The 19,510-nt window shown below is 52.4% G+C and carries 18 protein-coding genes; 4 read left to right on the top strand and 14 right to left on the bottom strand.

Annotated features, from left to right (window positions below; translation table 11 throughout):
- Positions 1–97: 97 nt before the first annotated feature.
- Positions 98–1,156, top strand: coding sequence for an NAD(P)-dependent alcohol dehydrogenase (locus tag LG202_RS13510; RefSeq protein ID WP_230348906.1), 1,059 nt, complete (start codon positions 98–100; stop codon positions 1,154–1,156).
- Positions 1,157–1,222: 66 nt separating this feature from the next.
- Here LG202_RS13510 and lspA read toward each other — a convergent pair whose 3' ends face one another.
- The 4 genes from lspA to murJ are packed head-to-tail and all read right to left on the bottom strand — an operon-like array spanning position 1,223 to position 6,989.
- Positions 1,223–1,678, bottom strand: a complete 456-nt coding sequence (gene lspA / locus LG202_RS13515; RefSeq protein ID WP_230348907.1) for a signal peptidase II — start codon at positions 1,676–1,678, stop codon at positions 1,223–1,225.
- Entirely contained in the window at positions 1,671–4,475 is a 2,805-nt protein-coding gene (gene ileS, locus LG202_RS13520; RefSeq protein WP_230348908.1) for an isoleucine--tRNA ligase, read from the bottom strand. Before ileS ends, lspA begins: the two co-directional genes overlap by 8 nt.
- A 32-nt stretch (positions 4,476–4,507) precedes the next feature.
- Positions 4,508–5,434: a bifunctional riboflavin kinase/FAD synthetase gene (locus LG202_RS13525; RefSeq protein WP_230348909.1), complete on the bottom strand. Its 927-nt coding sequence runs from the start codon at positions 5,432–5,434 to the stop codon at positions 4,508–4,510.
- Positions 5,435–5,447: 13 nt separating this feature from the next.
- Positions 5,448–6,989, bottom strand: coding sequence for a murein biosynthesis integral membrane protein MurJ (gene murJ, locus LG202_RS13530; RefSeq protein ID WP_230348910.1), 1,542 nt, complete (start codon positions 6,987–6,989; stop codon positions 5,448–5,450).
- 162 nt (positions 6,990–7,151) lie between these two features.
- Between murJ and rpsT the strand changes: the two genes are divergently transcribed.
- Entirely contained in the window at positions 7,152–7,415 is a 264-nt protein-coding gene (gene rpsT, locus LG202_RS13535; protein WP_230348911.1) for a 30S ribosomal protein S20, read from the top strand.
- A gap of 168 nt (positions 7,416–7,583) precedes the next feature.
- Here rpsT and LG202_RS13540 read toward each other — a convergent pair whose 3' ends face one another.
- From LG202_RS13540 to rplU, 6 genes are all read right to left on the bottom strand, one after another.
- Positions 7,584–8,726, bottom strand: coding sequence for a 5-(carboxyamino)imidazole ribonucleotide synthase (locus LG202_RS13540; protein ID WP_459724992.1), 1,143 nt, complete (start codon positions 8,724–8,726; stop codon positions 7,584–7,586).
- Between the two features lie 37 nt (positions 8,727–8,763).
- Positions 8,764–9,258, bottom strand: a complete 495-nt coding sequence (gene purE / locus LG202_RS13545; protein ID WP_230348912.1) for a 5-(carboxyamino)imidazole ribonucleotide mutase — start codon at positions 9,256–9,258, stop codon at positions 8,764–8,766.
- Positions 9,259–9,267: 9 nt separating this feature from the next.
- On the bottom strand, positions 9,268–10,386 hold the full coding sequence (gene proB / locus LG202_RS13550; protein WP_230348913.1) for a glutamate 5-kinase: 1,119 nt from the start codon (positions 10,384–10,386) through the stop codon (positions 9,268–9,270).
- An 18-nt stretch (positions 10,387–10,404) separates the two neighbouring features.
- Positions 10,405–11,466, bottom strand: coding sequence for an Obg family GTPase CgtA (cgtA, locus tag LG202_RS13555; RefSeq protein ID WP_230348914.1), 1,062 nt, complete (start codon positions 11,464–11,466; stop codon positions 10,405–10,407).
- A gap of 104 nt (positions 11,467–11,570) precedes the next feature.
- A complete protein-coding gene (gene rpmA / locus LG202_RS13560; RefSeq protein ID WP_230348915.1) occupies positions 11,571–11,828 on the bottom strand; it encodes a 50S ribosomal protein L27 in 258 nt (85 codons plus the stop codon).
- Positions 11,829–11,841: 13 nt separating this feature from the next.
- On the bottom strand, positions 11,842–12,156 hold the full coding sequence (gene rplU, locus LG202_RS13565; protein WP_230348916.1) for a 50S ribosomal protein L21: 315 nt from the start codon (positions 12,154–12,156) through the stop codon (positions 11,842–11,844).
- Between the two features lie 192 nt (positions 12,157–12,348).
- Here rplU and ispB point away from each other — a divergent pair, with 192 nt between their 5' ends.
- Positions 12,349–13,317 carry an octaprenyl diphosphate synthase gene (gene ispB / locus LG202_RS13570; RefSeq protein ID WP_459724995.1) on the top strand — a complete coding sequence of 323 codons (969 nt, stop codon included), beginning with the start codon at positions 12,349–12,351 and terminating at the stop codon, positions 13,315–13,317.
- Positions 13,318–13,330: 13 nt separating this feature from the next.
- Here ispB and LG202_RS13575 read toward each other — a convergent pair whose 3' ends face one another.
- From LG202_RS13575 to LG202_RS13590, 4 genes are all read right to left on the bottom strand, one after another.
- The gene (locus tag LG202_RS13575; RefSeq protein ID WP_230348918.1) at positions 13,331–15,088 is read right to left on the bottom strand and encodes a TolC family protein; all 1,758 of its coding nucleotides are present in this window, start codon (positions 15,086–15,088) and stop codon (positions 13,331–13,333) included.
- An 11-nt stretch (positions 15,089–15,099) separates the two neighbouring features.
- Positions 15,100–16,401 carry an HlyD family efflux transporter periplasmic adaptor subunit gene (locus LG202_RS13580; RefSeq protein WP_230348919.1) on the bottom strand — a complete coding sequence of 434 codons (1,302 nt, stop codon included), beginning with the start codon at positions 16,399–16,401 and terminating at the stop codon, positions 15,100–15,102.
- The gene (locus LG202_RS13585) at positions 16,391–18,049 is read right to left on the bottom strand and encodes an ATP-binding cassette domain-containing protein (protein WP_230348920.1); all 1,659 of its coding nucleotides are present in this window, start codon (positions 18,047–18,049) and stop codon (positions 16,391–16,393) included. Before LG202_RS13585 ends, LG202_RS13580 begins: the two co-directional genes overlap by 11 nt.
- A 113-nt stretch (positions 18,050–18,162) precedes the next feature.
- Entirely contained in the window at positions 18,163–18,483 is a 321-nt protein-coding gene (locus LG202_RS13590) for a hypothetical protein (protein WP_230348921.1), read from the bottom strand.
- Between the two features lie 154 nt (positions 18,484–18,637).
- Between LG202_RS13590 and LG202_RS13595 the strand changes: the two genes are divergently transcribed.
- Positions 18,638–19,510 carry a prepilin peptidase gene (locus LG202_RS13595; RefSeq protein WP_230348922.1) on the top strand — a complete coding sequence of 291 codons (873 nt, stop codon included), beginning with the start codon at positions 18,638–18,640 and terminating at the stop codon, positions 19,508–19,510.

The following is a 19,510-nucleotide window of genomic DNA, read 5'->3' on the forward strand; positions in this document are numbered from 1 at the left end:
GTTATTTCCATTCATTGGATCAATGAAGCACGGCATAATCATGTCATCCTCTGACCTCTGATTATTAACCGTTTTTCATTTCGCTAGGAGCATCGCCATGACCAAAGCCATCAGCTATGCAGCACATGACCCCAAGTCACCGTTATCCCCGTTCACATTCGAGCGTCGTGAGGTAGGAGCCAACGATGTGCAGATCGAGATTTTGTACTGTGGCGTCTGCCATTCAGACTTGCACCAAGCAAGGGACGAATGGGGCAACTCCACCTTTCCCATGGTACCTGGTCACGAAATTGTTGGCCGCGTCACCCAGGTTGGTAGCAACGTGAAAAAATTCAAGGCTGGCGACCTTGCTGGCGTCGGTTGCTTGGTGGACTCATGCGGCACTTGCCCAGACTGCGCAGAGGGACTGGAGCAATTCTGCAACCAATCCGTGTTCACATATAACAGCCCAGATAAACAGTCCCCCGGGCAGTCAACTTATGGTGGTTATTCCAACTTGATCGTTGTCGATGAGCGTTTCACTCTCAAGATTTCAGACAAGCTGAATCTGGCTGCCACAGCGCCCCTGCTCTGCGCAGGCATTACCACTTACTCACCACTGCGCCACTGGAATGTAGGCCCTGGACAAAAAGTCGGCATTGTCGGCCTGGGTGGTCTTGGCCATATGGGTGTGAAGTTTGCCAAGGCATTTGGTGCGCAAACCGTATTGTTCACGACTTCTCCAAGCAAAGTAGAAGATGCCAAGCGCTTGGGTGCCAATGAGGTAGTAATCTCGAAAGATGCTGCGCAAATGCAGCAACATGCGCTCAGCTTTGATTTCATCCTTAATACTGTCGCTGCGCCACACGATCTTGATCAATTCATGGGCCTGCTTAAGCGCGATGGCTCCATGTGCCTGGTTGGCGTGCCCGATAGTCCACATCCATCCCCCAGCGTCGCCAACCTCATTTTTAAGCGCCGCAAGCTGGCAGGCTCATTGATCGGCGGCATCAAGGAAACCCAGGAGATGCTCGATTTCTGTGCCGAGCACAACATTACCTCGGATATTGAATTGATCCCCATCCAGGAGATCAATACCGCATTCGAGCGCATATTAAAGAGCGATGTGAAATACCGCTTCGTGATTGATATTGCCAGCCTCAAGCAAGCAGCTTAAGTACACTTCATATAATAAAAAAGCACACCGAGGTGTGCTTTTTTGTTTTTCCATGTCGCAACTGTCTCAGGCCTTTTTCCTGAAGCTATCCAGTATCAGCAAAGCCACACCTACGCAAATCGCCGAATCTGCCACATTAAAGGCTGGCCAGTAATACTCCTGGTAATGAAAGAACAGGAAATCAACCACGTAGCCCAAGGTGACGCGATCATAAAGATTGCCCAAAGCGCCGCCCAACACTAAAGCCAGCGCAAAACAAAACAGGTGCTGCTGCGGATATTTGCGTAGCAGGCGAATAATAATCGCTGACGCGACCACGGCAATCGCACTGAAAAAGATGCGCTGCCAGCCACCAGCTGCGGCGAGGAAGCTGAATGCAGCACCCTCGTTGTGATAGCGCACCAAGTCAAAAAATGATGTCAGCGGCAGGTGTTCGCCATACTCAAACGCCTTGAGCACCAAGTGCTTGGTATATAAGTCCAGTGCGATCACCATGCCACTCAGGCCTAGCCATTTAAGCATAATGACGTGACTCGCCTTTGCCAAAGAGATTACTTACGCACCGACCACAGATCGTGGGGTGATCAGCATCGCTACCCACATCGGCACGGTAGTGCCAGCAGCGGTCGCACTTGGCATGCAAGCTAGCACTGACCTGTACCTCCAACTCGCCTTCACGTGCATGCAAGGTAGCGCGGGAAGCCATGAGTACGAAGCGTAAATCCTCATGCAACCTTGCCAGTGCGGCATGGGTCTCACCGCTGGCGTAGATATCCAGCTCTGCCTGTAGCGAAGCGCCTATCTTGCCTTGAGCACGTTCGTTCTCAATGGCTTTATTGGCAACATTGCGCACTTCAAGCACGGCTTGCCAATCTTGCAGCACTGATGCATCCAGACCATGCGCCGGCAATACATACCATACCTCTTCAAATACCGTGGCCTGGGCATCCAAGCCTAAGGTATTCCAGATTTCATCTGCCGTGAAGCTCATGATAGGTGCCATCAGGCGCATCAAGGCATGAGTGATGTGATGTAGCGCACTTTGTGCGGAACGACGCGCGTGGGATTGATCTCCCGAAGTGTACAAGCGGTCTTTCAGGACATCCAGATAGAAGCCGCCCAGCTCCTCGGAGCAGAAACCCACCAGCTTTTGTACGGCAAGGTGGAATTCATAGCGGTCAAAATCGGCAATCACTTGCTCCTGCAATTGCTGCGTCAACGCCAGGCCGAAGCGATCAAGCTCCAGCCATTGCTCAACCGGCAGCATATCCTGCTTGGCATCGAAATCTGCCAGGTTGGCCAGCAGGAAGCGCAAGGTATTACGGATTCGGCGATAGCTATCAGTCACACGCTTGAGGATTTCCTCGGACAACGACATTTCGCCGGAATAATCAGTGGAGGCAATCCACAAGCGCAGCATGTCAGCACCCAAGCGGTTGCAGATGTCCTGCGGCTCAATACCGTTGCCGCGAGATTTGGACATCTTGTAGCCCTTCTCGTCCACGGTAAAACCATGTGTCAGCAAGGCATGATAAGGTGCACGTCCATCAATGGCGCAACCGGTGAGCAGCGAAGACTGGAACCAACCACGGTGCTGGTCCGACCCTTCCAGATAGAGGTCGGCAGGGCTTTGCAGTTCAGGACGACGCTTTAATACCGCCGCATGCGTAGCACCGGAATCAAACCACACGTCCAGCGTATCGGTCACCTTTTGATATTGGTCGGCATCATCTGGCGCATGCTGGGCCAGGAAAGCCGCGCCATCCAGCGAGAACCAGGCTTCAATGCCTTGTTGCTCGACTTGCAAAGCCACGGTTTCCAGCAGTGCCGCAGTTTGCGGATGCGGCTCGCCTGTCTCCTTATGCACGAAGAACGGCATAGGTACACCCCAGTTGCGCTGGCGCGAGACACACCAATCAGGACGATTCTTGATCATCGCTTCCAGGCGGGCACGACCCCAGGCCGGGAAGAACGCCGTATCATCCACTGCCTTGTTAGCCAGTTCGCGCAAAGACTTGCCATTGCTACCTACCTGGTTCATGCCGATGAACCACTGGTGAGTGGCAAGTTGCATGAGCGGTGTCTTGTGGCGCCAACAATGCGGGAAACTATGGTTGAGGCGTGCGCTGGCGAATAAAGCGCCTTTTTCCTGCAATACGGTGAGGATGACCTTGTTGGCCTCTTGGCGGTTAAGTCCGCGGATAGCAGCAAGCTCGACCAGTTCGCTAGTGAAGAACTTGCCATCGCCGCCGATCAGCACACGCGGTTTTTCCTCAGGGTAGTTGGTACGCATCACCAGCCAGTCGTCATTACCGTGAGCAGCAGCCGTGTGCACCAAACCGGTACCAGCATCGGTAGTCACATGCTCACCGGTGATGACAGGCACAGTACGTTGGTCGAAAGGATGTTGCAACAGCAAGCCCTTGAGTGCCGCGCCCTTGGCAGAGCCCAGCACTTGCGCATCTTCTTCACCATAGCGCTTGAGCGTTGCCTCGACCAGATCATGCACCAGCACCAGTAGACCTCGCGAGGTTTGCACCAAGTCGTAATCCAGCTCAGGGTGGACACTCACTGCCTGATTGGCAGGCAAGGTCCAAGGGGTCGTCGTCCAGATCACCGCATAAGCATCGCCAGTGATGGCGGCATTGAACGCTGCGCCCAGCGCGGCATTGTCGACAAACTTGAAACCAACATCAATCGCGGGCGAATTGACATCTTCGTATTCGACTTCAGCCTCAGCCAATGCCGAGCCGCAATCCACGCACCAATGCACAGGCTTGGAGCCTTGGTAGAGATAGCCATTACTGTAAATGTCGCCGAGAGCACGAATAATGTCAGCTTCGGTATGGAAATCCATGGTCAGATAAGGATGATCCCAATCCCCCAACACGCCGAGACGGATGAAATCCTGCTTTTGCTTGGCTACCTGCTCGGCAGCATAAGCGCGACACAACTCGCGGAACTTGGCAGGCGGAATATCCTTGCCATGCTGCTTCTCAACAGCAAGCTCAATCGGCAAGCCATGGCAATCCCAGCCCGGCACGTAAGGCGCATCAAAGCCGGATAAGGTCTTGGACTTGACGATGATGTCCTTCAATATTTTGTTGACCGCATGTCCGAGGTGAATCGCACCGTTGGCATAAGGAGGGCCGTCGTGCAGGATGAATTTCTTCGCACCTTTACGGGCATTGCGTATACGCTGGTACACCTGTTTTTCCTGCCAGCTCTTCAGCCATGCGGGTTCACGCTTTGCCAAGTCTCCTCGCATAGGGAAGCTGGTTTCTGGCAGGTTCAACTTGTATTTGGTGTTTTCGCTCATCGGTCTAGTGTCTATCTATCTTTAAAATCTTTTTAAGGATAGCTGCGGAAATAATCACGCGCCATCTCTGCATCCTTGGCAATCCAGTACTTCAATGTATCCAGGCTATCAAACTTCATCTCATCACGTATCTTGTGCATGAACTTCACCCGCACATGCTTGCCATAGATATCGCCGTTAAAATCGAACAAATGCACTTCCAGCGTCGGCTTGCCATTTTGCTTGACGGTTGGCCGCACGCCAAGGCTGGCGACACCGGGCAGGTCTGCACCATTGCCTTCAGCCAAACCTTCTAATTTTACCGCATAGATGCCAAAGAACGGTGGCCTATCATGCAGCATATGGATATTCGCCGTCGGGTAACCTAGCTCTCGCGCCAGCTTATCGCCATGCACCACCTTGCCGCTAATGCTGTAAGGACGACCCAGCAAGCGCGCAGCCTCCACAAGCTGGCCTTGGGCGAGCGCTTCACGAATGGCAGTGCTGGAAACACGCTTGCCATCGAGGTTGACCTGCGGCTGGCTTTGCAGATTAAACCCGGCACGGACAAAGTCCTGCATGCTTCCCTGCCGCCCTGCGCCAAAGCGGAAATCTTCGCCAACCAAGACCGCACGCGCATCCAGCGCGTTACGCAAAATGTCCTGCATAAAAGCTTCGACGGTGATCGCAGCGAAACGACGATTAAAATGGCAAACATAGACATATTCCACGCCAGCCTCAGCAAATAGCTCCAACTTCTCGCGTAACGAAGTCAGCCGTGCAGGTGCCTGATCAGGCGCAAAAAACTCCCTTGGATGCGGCTCAAAAGTCATCACTGCCGATTTCAGGCCTTGTGCTGCTGCAACTTCATTGAGGCGCTGTAACAAAGCCTGGTGCCCTAGGTGCACACCATCAAAATTGCCAATTGCCACAGCGAGTGGATGATGGGCGGCTTGGTGAAAATGACGGAATATCTGCATGCAGCTAAGCTCCTCAGCTCACACTACGCTTGATGAAATCACGCACACGCAAGCCCATCAACCACAAGGCAGCAAAATAGACCACCACGCCCAAGCCCACCAATCCAATCAAGTAAACAAGCTTTTGCCATAAGGTGGCTTGGAGCCAATATGCGCTATCTCCTGCGCCCCACCAGAGCACAACACCCATGACGAGCAAAGCCACGACGACACGTGCAATAAAGCCCAACCAACCAGGCTGTGGCTGGTAAATCGCGCTCTTGCGCAGGTTGTAATAAAGCAAACCTGCGTTGATGCACGCTCCCAGACCGATAGCCAATGCCAGGCCAGCATGTTGGAAGATGCCGACAAACGCTAGATTCATCAGCTGAGTCGCAATCAAGGTCACCACAGCAATCTTGACCGGCGTCTTGATGTTTTGGCGTGCATAAAAACCAGGAGCTAGCACTTTCACCAAAATCAGGCCGAGCAGACCCAGGCTATACGCGATCAAGGCCTGGCGCGTCATCCAGACGTCATGCTCGGTAAAAGCACCATAGTGGAATAAAGACGTCACCAAAGGCACAGACAACACCGCCAACGCCACGGCAGAAGGCAAAGCCAGAATCAAAGTCAGACGCAAACCCCAATCCAGCAACGCGGAGTATTCCTGCTCAGCCTTGTCTGCCACGCTCTTGGATAAGCTAGGCAGCAGAATCGTCCCTAGAGCCACGCCAAGCAAGCCAGTGGGGAACTCCATTAGGCGATCTGCATAATACAGCCAGGAAACACTGCCAGTAGCCAGGAAAGAAGCAAAAATGGTGTTGATCAGCAATGACAACTGAGCAATGGAGACACCGAATACTGCCGGCCCCATGAGGCGCAGGATACGCCAGACACCTTCATCACGGAAATCGAAGCGTACGCGAGGCAACATACCGATCTTGCGCAAGAAAGGTAACTGGAAAGCCAGCTGTAGCACACCGCCCGCAAATACCGCCCAAGCCAGCACCATGATAGGAGGGTCAAAGTAAGGCGCAAAAAACAATGCTGCAATGATAAAGGCAATATTGAGCCAAACTGGAGTAAACGCTGGCACAGAAAACTTGCTATAAGTATTCAACACCCCACCAGCAAGCGACACAAGGGAGATCAGCAGGATATAGGGGAAAATAATGCGCAGCATATCTATCGTCAGCGCAAAGCTTTCCGGCTCGCTATGCGCCCAACCAGGTGCGCTAACATACGCAATGACAGGAGCAGCCAGCATACCGAGCAAGGTCACCCCCATGAGCACGAGGCCCAGTAGGGTGGCTACTTTGCTGATCAGGTCATAGGTTTCATCATGACCGCGACGATTCTTATACTCTGCGAGAACCGGCACAAATGCCTGGGAAAAAGCCCCCTCGGCAAAGAGACGGCGCAAGAGATTGGGTATCTTGAAAGCGACAAAAAAAGCATCGGTGTAGATCCCGGCACCAAATACGCGTGCGATCAATGTATCCCTGACAAACCCCAAGATGCGGGAAACAAATGTCATGCTCCCGACAGCAGCCAACGCTTTTAACAGATTCATTGCACACGCATCACAGTCATCAAGTCCAACGGCTAGACCAAAGTGGTGATTTTATCACGGCTAGTCCATCAACTCACTGAAAGCGCAACATAGGGATTGCGTTTACTCAGAATATTAGTTAATATGCTTGGCTTCGATTTCAATTTACAGGAATTATCATCCATGGCTAATAGCGCACAGGCGAGAAAGCGTGCACGTCAGGCAATCAAGCAACGCGCCCACAATGCAAGTTTGCGCTCGGCTCTGCGTACCGCGGTCAAAAAGATCATTAAAGCGGTAGAAGCCGGCGACAAGACTGCAGCACAAAGCGTGTTCAATGAAAATGTCAGCGTGATCGACCGCATTGCAGATAAGAAAATCATTCACAAGAACAAGGCAGCTCGCCATAAGAGTCGCCTGAGCGCAGCAATCAAGGCTCTTGCCTAATTAGCTAACTCACCTACTTGTGTAAAAAAGCCGGGATATCCCGGCTTTTTTATTGCCTCAATTCAAGAAATTCCAAATACTCTCCTTAGCCACTCCAGCGCTACCCGATGATGAAAATAAAAAAGCCAGGCACTTGACCTGGCTTTTACATGATCAGACGGAAGCGCCTTAGTCTTCAATTCCCAACGCATGGCGCACTTTCAAAGCCCCTTGCAAGGTCTGCTCCATTTTCTCGCCAATGACTGTAAAGTGGCCCATCTTGCGACCCGGCCTGGCTTCATGCTTGCCATACAAATGCATCTTCAGGCCAGATTCGGCATAGGCTTGATCCCATGCAGGCTCACCATCACCCCAGATATCTCCCAGCAGATTGACCATGACCGCAGGGCTATGCTGGCGCGCGTCACCCAGCGGCAAGCCAGCCAACACACGAACCTGCTGCTCAAATTGGTTAGTGACACAAGCATCAATGGTGTAATGCCCGGAATTATGTGGGCGCGGCGCCATTTCATTGACAAGCAAACGGCCCTCACTCACAAAGAATTCAACCCCCAACACGCCAGTGTAATTAAGTTTTTGCGCCACTTCAATCGCTAGCTGACGTGCCTGATCACGAATAGAAGCATCACCACGCGCTGGAGCAATGCTGACATCCAGAATACCATTGAGGTGACTGTTTTCCGCTACAGGGAATGTTTCTACATTGCCGTCTTCGTCACGCGCCAGCACCACGGAAACTTCATAATCCAGCTTGAGCATACGCTCCAAGACGCAGACTTCCGCGCCAAATTTCTCAAATGCAGCACGCGCTTCCTCTGGCGTTTTTACACGCGCCTGGCCTTTTCCGTCGTAGCCAAAACGCGCCACCTTGAGAATGGCAGGGTAAAGACCACTATCTGCCGCCGGAATATCAGCTTCCTGCTGGATCACGGCATAAGGCGCCACAGGCAGGCCGGAATCACGGAAAAAGTTTTTCTCTGCTACGCGGTTCTGCGCAATAGCAACAGAAGCCGCAGCAGGACGCACAGTCCTGTGCTGCGCAAGCAACTCCAACGTCGAAGCTGGCACATTCTCAAACTCGGTAGTAATAGCGGCACACTGCTCGGCCAAAGACTGCAATGCCACTGCGTCATCATAAGCCGCACAAAGGTGGACATCGGCAATCTTGCCAGCAGGACTGTTACGGTCAGGGTCCAACACTGCCACCTTGTAACCCATCTCATGCGCCGCAATGACGAAGAAACGGCCCAATTGACCGCCACCCAACATCCCCAGCATCGCTGGGGGCAATATGGTTGTTGCACTACTCACGTACAAGCTCCTTAAAACTCAATATCCAGCATTGCAATCAAGGCTGGTCTTGCAATGTCATATCCAACACGCGCGCAGACTGCGCAGCACGGAAGTCAGCCAGCTTTTGCGCCAGCGCAGCATCGGTGGTCGCGAGAATGGCAGCAGCAAAAAGGCCAGCATTTGCAGCCCCCGCTTCGCCAATGGCGAATGTCGCCACAGGGATTCCCTTAGGCATTTGCACGATAGACAGCAAAGAATCCTGCCCCTGCAAATGCTTGGAAGGCACTGGCACACCCAGCACCGGCAATGTCGTCTTGGCTGCCACCATGCCCGGCAAGTGCGCAGCACCACCAGCACCAGCAATGATTACTCGCACACCACGCTCGGTTGCCTGCTCGGCAAACTCGAACATCAGGTCTGGCGTGCGGTGCGCCGAGACAACGCGAGCCTCATAGGCAATACCGAAATCCGCCAGCATTTGTGCGGCAGCACGCATCACGGGCCAATCGCTATCAGAGCCCATGATGATGCCTACTAATGGTTGAGACATGATTTCCCCTTATACCAGAATCAGGTTATCGCGATGAATGAGTTCAGACTCATCGACATAACCCAAAATATGTTCAATGTCGTGACTAGGCTTACGCAATATGCGAGCCGTTTCCAGGGCACTGTAATTTATCAAGCCACGTGCAATTTCCTGCCCTTGCGCATTGACGCATGACACAACCTCGCCACGTTCAAAGCTACCCTCAACGGCGATCACGCCAATCGGCAACAGGCTACGTCCACCTTCAAGCAATGCCTTGGCAGCGCCATCATCCAGCACTACCTTACCAGCCAAGCGCAAGTGATCGGCCAGCCACTGCTTGCGTGCCAAGGTCTTGACCTGGCCCGCCTCGAGGTGAGTACCAAGCACATCACCCTGCGCCAGCCTTATCAGCACGTCAGACTCACGCCCAGAGGCAATAATGGTATGCGCACCGCTACGTGCAGCACGCTTGGCAGCAAGTATTTTCGTTAACATGCCGCCACTACCAATCAAGGTACCAGCACCACCCGCCATTTTTTCCAGCGCAGGATTTCCAGCGGTTTCATGCTGGATGAATTCCGCATCTGGATGCTTGCGCGGGTCAGCTGAATACAACCCAGGCTGATCGGTCAGGATCACCAAGGCATCAGCCTCAATCAGATTGGCCACCAAAGAACCCAAGGTATCATTGTCGCCAAAGCGGATTTCATCCGTCACCACCGTATCATTCTCATTAATGACAGGGATAACACCTAGATCTAGCAAGGTGCGTAAGGTAGTCCGTGCATTCAGATAACGCTTGCGATCTGCAAGATCGGCATGTGTTAACAGGATTTGTGCAGTGTGTAGCCCATGTGAAGCAAAGCAGGTTTCATACATCTGCACCAAACCCATTTGCCCCACAGCCGCTGCCGCCTGCAATTCATTGATAGCTACCGGGCGTTTTTTCCACCCCAGGCGCTGCATACCCTCGGCAACCGCGCCACTGGAGACCAGCACCACCTGCTTCCCAGACTGAACCAACCGGGCAATCTGATCCGCCCAGGCGGCAATGGCCCCCTGATCCAAACCAGCACCATTATTGGTGACCAGACTGGAACCGACTTTGACTACCAAGCATTTCGCATTCAACAACAATGACGTCATGTCTGCCTATCCGCCAGCCTAATATCCAGTGACTGAGTCAGCCCCAGCACTCGCAGTTGCTTCGTGATCGGCACGACTAGTTTCTTCCACATGCTCCATGATGGCATAGGTCAATTCACGGCAGCCAATGCCAGCCAAGGCGGAAATCGCAAAATAACGGCCTGTCCAGCCAAGCTTCTGGACAAATTCCGCGACCTTTTCTTCGCTGTCTTCCAGCATGTCAACTTTGTTGAGCACAAGCCAGCGCGGTTTGTTATACAACTCTTCGTCATACTTGCGCAGCTCTTCCGTGATAGCGATTGCCTCGCGAACCGGATCTACTGCCTCATCAAATGGCGCCAAATCAACCAAGTGTAGTAACAAGCGGGTACGCGAAAGATGGCGCAGGAATTGGTGGCCCAGGCCTGCACCTTCAGCCGCCCCCTCGATCAGTCCAGGTACATCGGCAATCACGAAGCTGCGATTAGCATCGACACGAACAACGCCAAGGTTGGGATGCAAGGTGGTAAAAGGATAATCCGCCACCTTTGGCTTGGCCGCAGAAACCGAACGAATAAACGTAGACTTGCCAGCGTTAGGCATTCCCAACAAGCCAACGTCAGCCAACACCTTCAGCTCAAGATAAAGCTCGAATTCTTCTCCTGCATCGCCCTTGGTACACTGGCGCGGAGCGCGATTGATACTGGACTTGAAGTGGATATTGCCCAAGCCGCCATTACCACCCTTGGCAACCATCACCCGCTGATCATGCTCCGCGAGGTCAGTCAGCACTTGTCCCGTCGCCTTGTCACTAATGACTGTTCCGACAGGCACCCGCAGCACCATATCATCGCCACCCGCACCATATTGATCCGAGCCACGACCATTTTCACCACGCTTTGCGCGGAACACACGGGTATAACGGTAATCCACCAGGGTATTGATATTACGATCAGCGATCATGTAAATAGAACCACCACGACCACCATCCCCTCCATTGGGACCGCCCATGGCTTCATATTTCTCGCGGCGGAATGTGGCAACACCGTTACCGCCATCACCTGCGTAAACCTTGATCGTGGCTTCGTCTATAAACTTCATGATCGCTATCTGTTAAGGATTGAACCGATTAAGGCAGTTATCATACCGCCTGAAATAAAAAAGCCCTATCAATGCGATAGGGCTTTTTCCGAATCACGCCAGTATTAAGCTGGAACGATGCTGACCAACTTGCGACGCAATGCGCCTTTCACGGAGAAAGCCACCTTGCCGTCAACCTTGGCATACAAGGTATGATCCTTGCCAATACCAACATTTTCGCCCGGGTGCATCTTGGTACCACGCTGACGAATGATAATGCTGCCAGCGGAAACAAACTGGTCGCCAAAAGCCTTAACACCCAGTCGCTGCGCTTGTGAGTCGCGACCGTTACGGGAACTACCGCCTGCTTTTTTGTGTGCCATTTTTCACTACTCCTTACTTAGCAGCAATCTTTTCAATCTGGATTTCAGTAAAGCTCTGGCGATGACCTTGAGTTTTACGATAGTGCTTACGACGACGCATCTTGAAGATCAAGACCTTGTCGCCACGACCGTGAGCCACAACCTTGGCTTGTACGCTCGCACCCTGAACCAGAGGAGCACCAATGGTGGTGTTTTCACCATCAGAAACCAACAATACCTTGTCGAGGGTGATTTCGCTGCCGACTTCGCCCGCCAACTTTTCTACCTTAAGCTTGTCACCAGCGGCTACGCGATATTGTTTGCCACCAGTTTTGATAACTGCATACATGGTTATGCCTCGTTTGCTACGCATTCAAATGAATCGGGCATTATACGGAAAACTGCACGGAAAGCAAATGCTATTATTGACAATGCTAATTAGCCCGGAAAACGGCAATTTTAAAATGCCTCTCCGGCATGCGGGGGCTGTTTCCGCTATTGCGTATGCTAGAATCCCGAGACTAATTTTTGGCAGCCAGACGTGTCCCTAGCTTTTATTCAATCCTGCATCGCAGAAGACATGCAAAAAGTCGACGCGGTGATTCGCAAATCCCTGCATTCCGATGTCGTCCTGATCAATCAGGTGGCTGATTATATCGTCAACAGCGGTGGCAAGCGCTTAAGACCTGCCTTGGTACTACTCTCTGCCGGGGCATTTGGACACATCGAGCCTCAGCATCACGAACTGGCCGCCGTCATTGAGCTCATCCACACATCGACGCTGCTGCATGATGATGTCGTCGATGAGTCTTCATTGCGGCGCGGTAAGGCAACTGCCAATACATTATTCGGCAATGCAGCCAGCGTACTGGTGGGTGACTTTATTTACTCACGCACTTTCCAGATGATGGTCAGCATCCAGAGCATGCGGGTGATGGAAGTATTATCCGAAGCGACTAACACGATCGCCGAAGGTGAAGTACTACAACTACTTAATGTGCACGATGCCGACATCACGGACGCAGCCTATTTAAAGGTCATCCACTACAAAACCGCCAAACTGTTCGAGGCGGCCACACGACTAGGTGCGATTATCTGCGGCACCAACGCTCAGGATGAAGCGGCGATGGCGGAATACGGCATGCGCCTGGGCACTGCATTTCAGCTGGTTGACGATGTGCTCGACTTGAGTGGCGACAGCACAGAAATTGGCAAGAACCTAGGGGATGACCTCGCTGAAGGCAAGCCCACCCTGCCCTTGCTATATGCCATGCGCCATGGCACTGAAGCTCAACGTAAGATTATTCGCCATGCCATCGAGCAAGGTGGCCTGGATGAGCTACCAGCTGTGATTGATGCAGTCAAAAATACTGGCGCATTGGAGCATGTACGCAAAGTTGCCAGCGATGAGGCTGCCATTGGCTGCAAAGCCATTGCCCACCTGCCGGAAACCCCTTACAAGCAGGCCTTGTTACAGCTGGCCGAGTTTGCCGTCTCGCGCAGCTACTAAGCGTAGCGATGATTTAAGAGCCAAACTCTATCTGCCCATATCCCAACAGGGTACCAGTGTTATAAGCCACATCAATCAGCGCAACCTGGTAATCCACCAGGGCACGTATTTCCTTGATCTGTGACTCGCCTAGCCTACTCAGCATTTCCAGCACCTCGGTCATGTTGCGCAAGCCCTCATTGAACTGTTTCAGCTCACCATCATAATTGACACCAGCCAGCATCACTTGCTGCCGAGCCGCAATCATGCGCTGCCAATGCTGCTCGGCCCGATCTACGCCATCATGAATCTCGCGCTTGACCGTCAATACTTGTAATTCCTTGGTTGCCAAGCGCTGCATGCGCTGCTGCACAGCCTGCTGCAGTTGGTTACGACGCGCCTCATTGGTCATGGGCAACTCGAAACGCAAGCCCACGGACCAATCATTAAAGCGATTATCGAAGGGACTGTTATAGGCTTGGGAAAGACTATTGGCGCCAGCAGACAGAGCCCCATAACTGTAATCTAGCGTAAATAACGGCAATGTCTGGTTCTGCAAATACTCGATCTTGTTGAGATCGGCAGCCAGCTTCAGTTCAAGCTCAAGCAACTCAAGCCTTCCCTTCATCGCTGAATCCACCAGCCTATCTCTATCAAATTCATAATGCACAAGGATGGGTTCGGATTGCGGACGAATCAACGCATGGCCTTCAAAAGTATATTGCGGATCATTAAGCAGGAACTGCAACTGGCGCTGGCTAAGCTGCAAGCGGGTCTTCGCCATGATCAACGCCTCTATGCGATCAGACACCCCGATTTCCGCACGACTGGCCTCAATACTTGCAACCAGCCCCTCTTGCACCTTGCGGCGCACCATCTCAAGGTTACGCGCCGCCAGTTCGTACTGCTGTTGCCTTACCTCCAACTCGGCCCAGGCAGCATACAAATCCCAATAAGCCTTGTCTATCAAGGCAATGACACGTATGGACTGCAAGCGGGTACTAGCATCTACCGCCCGCCTATCCAAGTCGGCAATACGAATACTGGCCTCGTTGACCTTGCTACCAGCATTGCGCAATAAGGGTTGGCTAATTGAAAACCGTGTGGCGCGCCTGTACTCATCAGTACCCAACGCCCCCTCGGTGAGCTTGCGTTCAAAAGGCGTACTGACACGCACCGTACCACCGGTCCTGAGCGGAATGGCAATACCAGCTTCACCATCCAGGTAATCGATTTGCTGCTCAGCCTTGTTCAACTTGACCAATTGCCCATCCAGCGAGGTATCCTCCGCCTTGAGCTGCACAATATCGCCACTGGTCAATGGGCGATTTTCGCGCGTGCGTCGCAAGCTTGCATAGATAATGTTATCGAACTTGGCGCGTTCAGCCCCCAGCACGCTTTGCGCAATTTGTGGATCAAACTGCACCACTTTAAGAGAGAGGTTGTTACGTAAGGCGCGTGCCCTTACATCTGCAATCGTTAGCCCATGCTCAACGCCAGTTGGCATCAATATCTGCTCAGGATGCTCCGCCAACACATCATCGAGTTTGATATTGAGCTTGTTGGGCGAAGATAATTTATATTCTTGCTGTGTCGCAGCATAGTCTTCATCCAACGTAGTAGCACGCCCTTGACTCATCCCATTGAGGTCCAGGCGCTCTGGCAGGCGAATAGCCTGCGATTGTCCATCCCCCGCCATTTCTGTTGCAGCCCAGGCCGCGCCTGGTACCAAAGCGACAAAACCCAAACACACCAATACTCGGCAATGGTTGATGATTGATCCCGGCCTCATACGCTTCATCATCATCCGCCTTGATTACTCCCAGCCGTGACCTGCGGCACACGTGGAGGGAAACCATTGAGCACACGCCAGATTTCATAGCCGATAGAGACCTCTTCCAACAGTATCCAGCCTCGCGATGAACTGCCCTGCCGTAAGAAGCGCTCACCAGGCCATTTTTGTACACTTTCATCGGGCACTACCATGACGCGGAAACGTCCCGTGCCGTCATCACTGGCATCCACAAAAGCCACTTTGCCAGCGAACGTGCCGATAGCCACATTAGGCCAACCAGATACCTGAAGCGCCGGCCAACCATCAAACTCTAGCCGAACGCGACTTCCCGGCAAGATCAAGGCAGCATCAAGACCACTAACCATCAACTCCACTGCCTGTTGCTCGGTATCAGGGATAATCACCAATAGCGGCTGCCCCTGGCTGATCACCTGGGATTGCGAATTCACCGGCACTCTGAACACCGTACCTGATCGTGGTGCCCTCACCAATTGCGATTCCTGGCGCGAAACGCTGATCTCGAGATTGGTCAATTCATTCTGCGTATCGGCGACCTCAGAACCTATCTTGCTCAACAACGCGCGACTTGCATCAATATTGGCCTGGGTTTCCGCCTTCACCTGCACCAGATTGGCAGCCGCAGTTTTTTCCTCGGCCCGCGCTGAGTCCAGGGCGGCCTTGACGCTATTCACACTCCTGAGCGCCACCGCCCTGTCTCGCTCCGCAACTTCGACATCGCGCCTGGAAACCAAGCCTTCCTGCACCAAGCGCTGCATTCTGCTCACCTGAAAATCCGCTGCATCCAACGTGGCTTGCGCTGATTCGACATTTTCCGCCGCTGCCACCACCTTCTGCCTGGCGACATCTAATCCATACTCTGCAGCATTGACCCTAGCCTGGCGCACGGCAAGCAAGTTCTGCAACTGCACTTCGTAAGCCTGTAGCTCATCCTGCTTGGCCTTGAGTTTAGCCGCACTGGTCTGCCGCTGCGCAGCCAAACGCTCCTTAAACTTTGGGTCCACATCACTAATTTGTAGTAGAGGATCGCCCGCTTTCACGCGCGCACCTTCGCGCACAAACCATTGCTTGATGACCCCTCCAACTGGGGCATCCACGCTTTGACGCCTTTCCAATGGTGCAAATGCGGTCACCGAGCCCATCGCTTGTACGTTCTGCTGCCAGGGCAGGAAAAGCATCAAAGTTGGCACAATAAAACACAATACGACGATCCATACCAAGATGCGCTTCACCATCTTGGGAGTTGCGGTATATTTCTCGAACTGCTGATGATCGCTCAGCTTATATGCCATGATCATGCACCTCCAACATCAGCACCTGCGCGCAGCGCTGAGCGATCGATGCATGACGTGTCAAAATAACGACACTGCATGCGGGCAACTCCAGTAATAATGGCAGGGCCCGATTCAAATCTGCCTCATCAAGATAATCCAGCAAGCCATCGACAATCAACAAACCCGGCTGACCAACAATGCCGCGGGCCAGCATCAGCAAATTAGCCTGGGTCGTCGAAAGCGGCGCTCCATTCACGGCAAGCAAGGTATCCAGGCCACTAGGTAATCGATTGATACTGGACATCAAGCCTAGCTTGTTCAGCAACTGCGTCACATCCCCTAGCGGAATATCGTCCCGCCCGACCAAGACGTTTTCAAGAATACTGCCTTCAATCACCTCCAGCTTACCTACACAACCAAGATGTTGACGCAGGGTATTCAGGTTGTATTGTTCAAGCGCAATGTCATTGAACTCCACATGCCCTTGCTCAGCTTGCTTCAAGCCCGTGAGCAAGGCCGCCAATGAGGATTTTCCTGCGCCAGCAATCCCGAGCACAGCCAAGCTGCTACCTGGCTGTAACGTAAAACTGATGCCAGACTGTGAAGCGGTATGCCGCAGATAATCGTAACCAAGGTTCACTGCGCTTAACTTGATGGGGCGCTTGATCTCGAAGTGATGGGTAGATACCTTTTCCTGCGGCAAATCTTGGATATAACCGATCTTGTCGAGACTGGCGAGCAGATCGTAATAATACTCAAGTTGGCCGATAAACCTCAGGAAAGAAGCCAGCACGGCAAAGATGATTAGTTCAGCCGCAACAAACTGGCCCAAATTGATCTGCCCCTGGATCACCAGCGTTCCTCCTAAAGCCAGCATCGCCGTACCACCCAAGGCATAAATGACCACCCCCCCGAGATACTGCTTGATGAGCACACGGAAATGCGCACTGCGCTTTTTCAGGTATTCAGCCGCCAATTCGCCAGTTCGCTCCTGTGCCAGACGCACCCCGGAGGAAAACTTGAAGGTATTGAGGTTACGGGCAATGGTTTCCAACCATGCCGCCAATTCAAACTTGGCATGGGATTCCGCAATTGCAGTCAGTGGTGCCTTACGCCCGATCACATACACAATGACCAGGATGATGAGCATGACCAAGGCCACTACCACGGCAAAATAAACGCTGTAGAACACCAGGATAATACTGCCCACTACCCCCTGAAGGATCGTGGCCACACCTATGGTCAACAAGGTGGCAACAGACTTTTGTACCGACGTGACCTCAAAGAAGCGGTTGATGAGCTCCTGCAAGTCATCCGCACTTGCCACATCGTATTTTGCCCCTTGAGTCTTGCTGGCCGAATCTATGGCAATACGACAGAAAATCCGCCGCTGGATCAGCTCGACAATAAAAATCTCGAGCACGTAAAACAATCCCGCCAATAGCAAGAATATGAATAACATGAAGGAGATAATGAGCAGCGGCTTCATCAAGCTGCCCATCGTGACCGTATTGATGAGCGCCTGTACTGAAATAGGTATGGCGAGATTGATGAAACCAACCCCACCCATCAGGATAATAATCAGTAATATATCTTTGCGCTCTAGGCTCAGGAGATCAATCAACCTTTGCCTAGGTAGCATTTTGTATTCAGCGTTATTGTTCATACTCTAGTGATCACATCAGGCCCTGCAAAACGACACTAAACGCTGGAACTTAGTTCCTGAAACTGAACAATAAACACATTAAAAAGCCCTGCAAGCAGGGCTTTGGTTCATCCTCAATTCAAGGTGATCAATTCTCCGTTCTCTGCATGGTAGTAGCTGAGATGCGCGCAATCACTGGTTCTTGTGGTCAAGGAACCATCAAATAAGGATTGCCCATCGACATCAACAGTAGCATAGCCATTATGATAAAGAGTAATTTCCGCCTGCTTACGTCCATGACGCATGGCAAAACTCATATAGTTTTCGTCCTCGGCTTCATCATAGACCTCCCAATGCGAGTTCCCCGTCAGTTGTTCCAGCCAACCCGACAAATCGACTTCAACGCGGCAAATAACAGGGGCATCCCATGCAGCTTGCGTTTCGGTATTCATCATATGCATTCCTTTCAGGCTAGTGACGAGAAAATGTGAGCAACACTTACATGGCGATCTTCTTGCCTATTTCAAGCCCATCCGGGCCAACGCCACTGCGGTTGCCATACTTATATAACGGTGCGATGATGCGGAAAGTTTACCGACAATCTAATTTATGCCTGATTTTGTTTTTGTATTCCTCAATACATTGAGGGACAGCCCCGGCTTCTTCATTACCTTTTCCACACTGCTTGGGCTGATGGTAGGCAGCTTTCTCAATGTGGTCATACACCGCCTGCCGCGGATGATGGAACTGGCCTGGCAAGCAGAGCGTCTGGAAGCAGAAGGTAAGCCTCAGCCAGAGCAAACCCGTTACAACCTTGTCACGCCCAGGTCACGTTGCCCCCACTGCCAGCATGCCATTGGCGCCATGGAAAACATCCCTGTCGTCAGCTATCTGCTATTGGGCGGCAAATGCAGGCAATGCAAAACCAAGATCAGCCCACGCTACCCACTGGTAGAAATATTCACTGCGGCCCTGACTGGCCTGGCCAGTTGGCACTTCGGCTACTCAAGCCTGGCCGTGGCAAGCTGGTTCATCATCTTCGCACTGATCGCATTAACCTTTATCGATCTTGACACCCACTTGCTACCGGATGACATCACCCTACCCCTGCTTTGGGCTGGTCTGTTATTCAATATCAACGATGGCTTTACCGACTTAACCTCTGCCGTAGCAGGCGCTGCGGCAGGCTATCTCGCATTATGGTCGGTATATTGGCTATTCAAGCTAGTCACCGGCAAGGAAGGTATGGGCTATGGCGATTTCAAGCTTTTGGCTGCACTGGGGGCATGGTTTGGCTGGCAATTGCTACCCGCTGTCATTTTATTATCATCTATCGCTGGCTCCATCATCGGGATTGGCTTGATCGTATTAACCAAGCATGGCCGAGAAACCCCCATCCCATTTGGGCCTTACTTGGCATTGGGAGGGGTTGCCGCACTTTTCTTCGGCAAACAACTCTCACAACTATATCTAGGAGGCTGA

The organism is Methylobacillus methanolivorans, assembly GCF_054588515.1.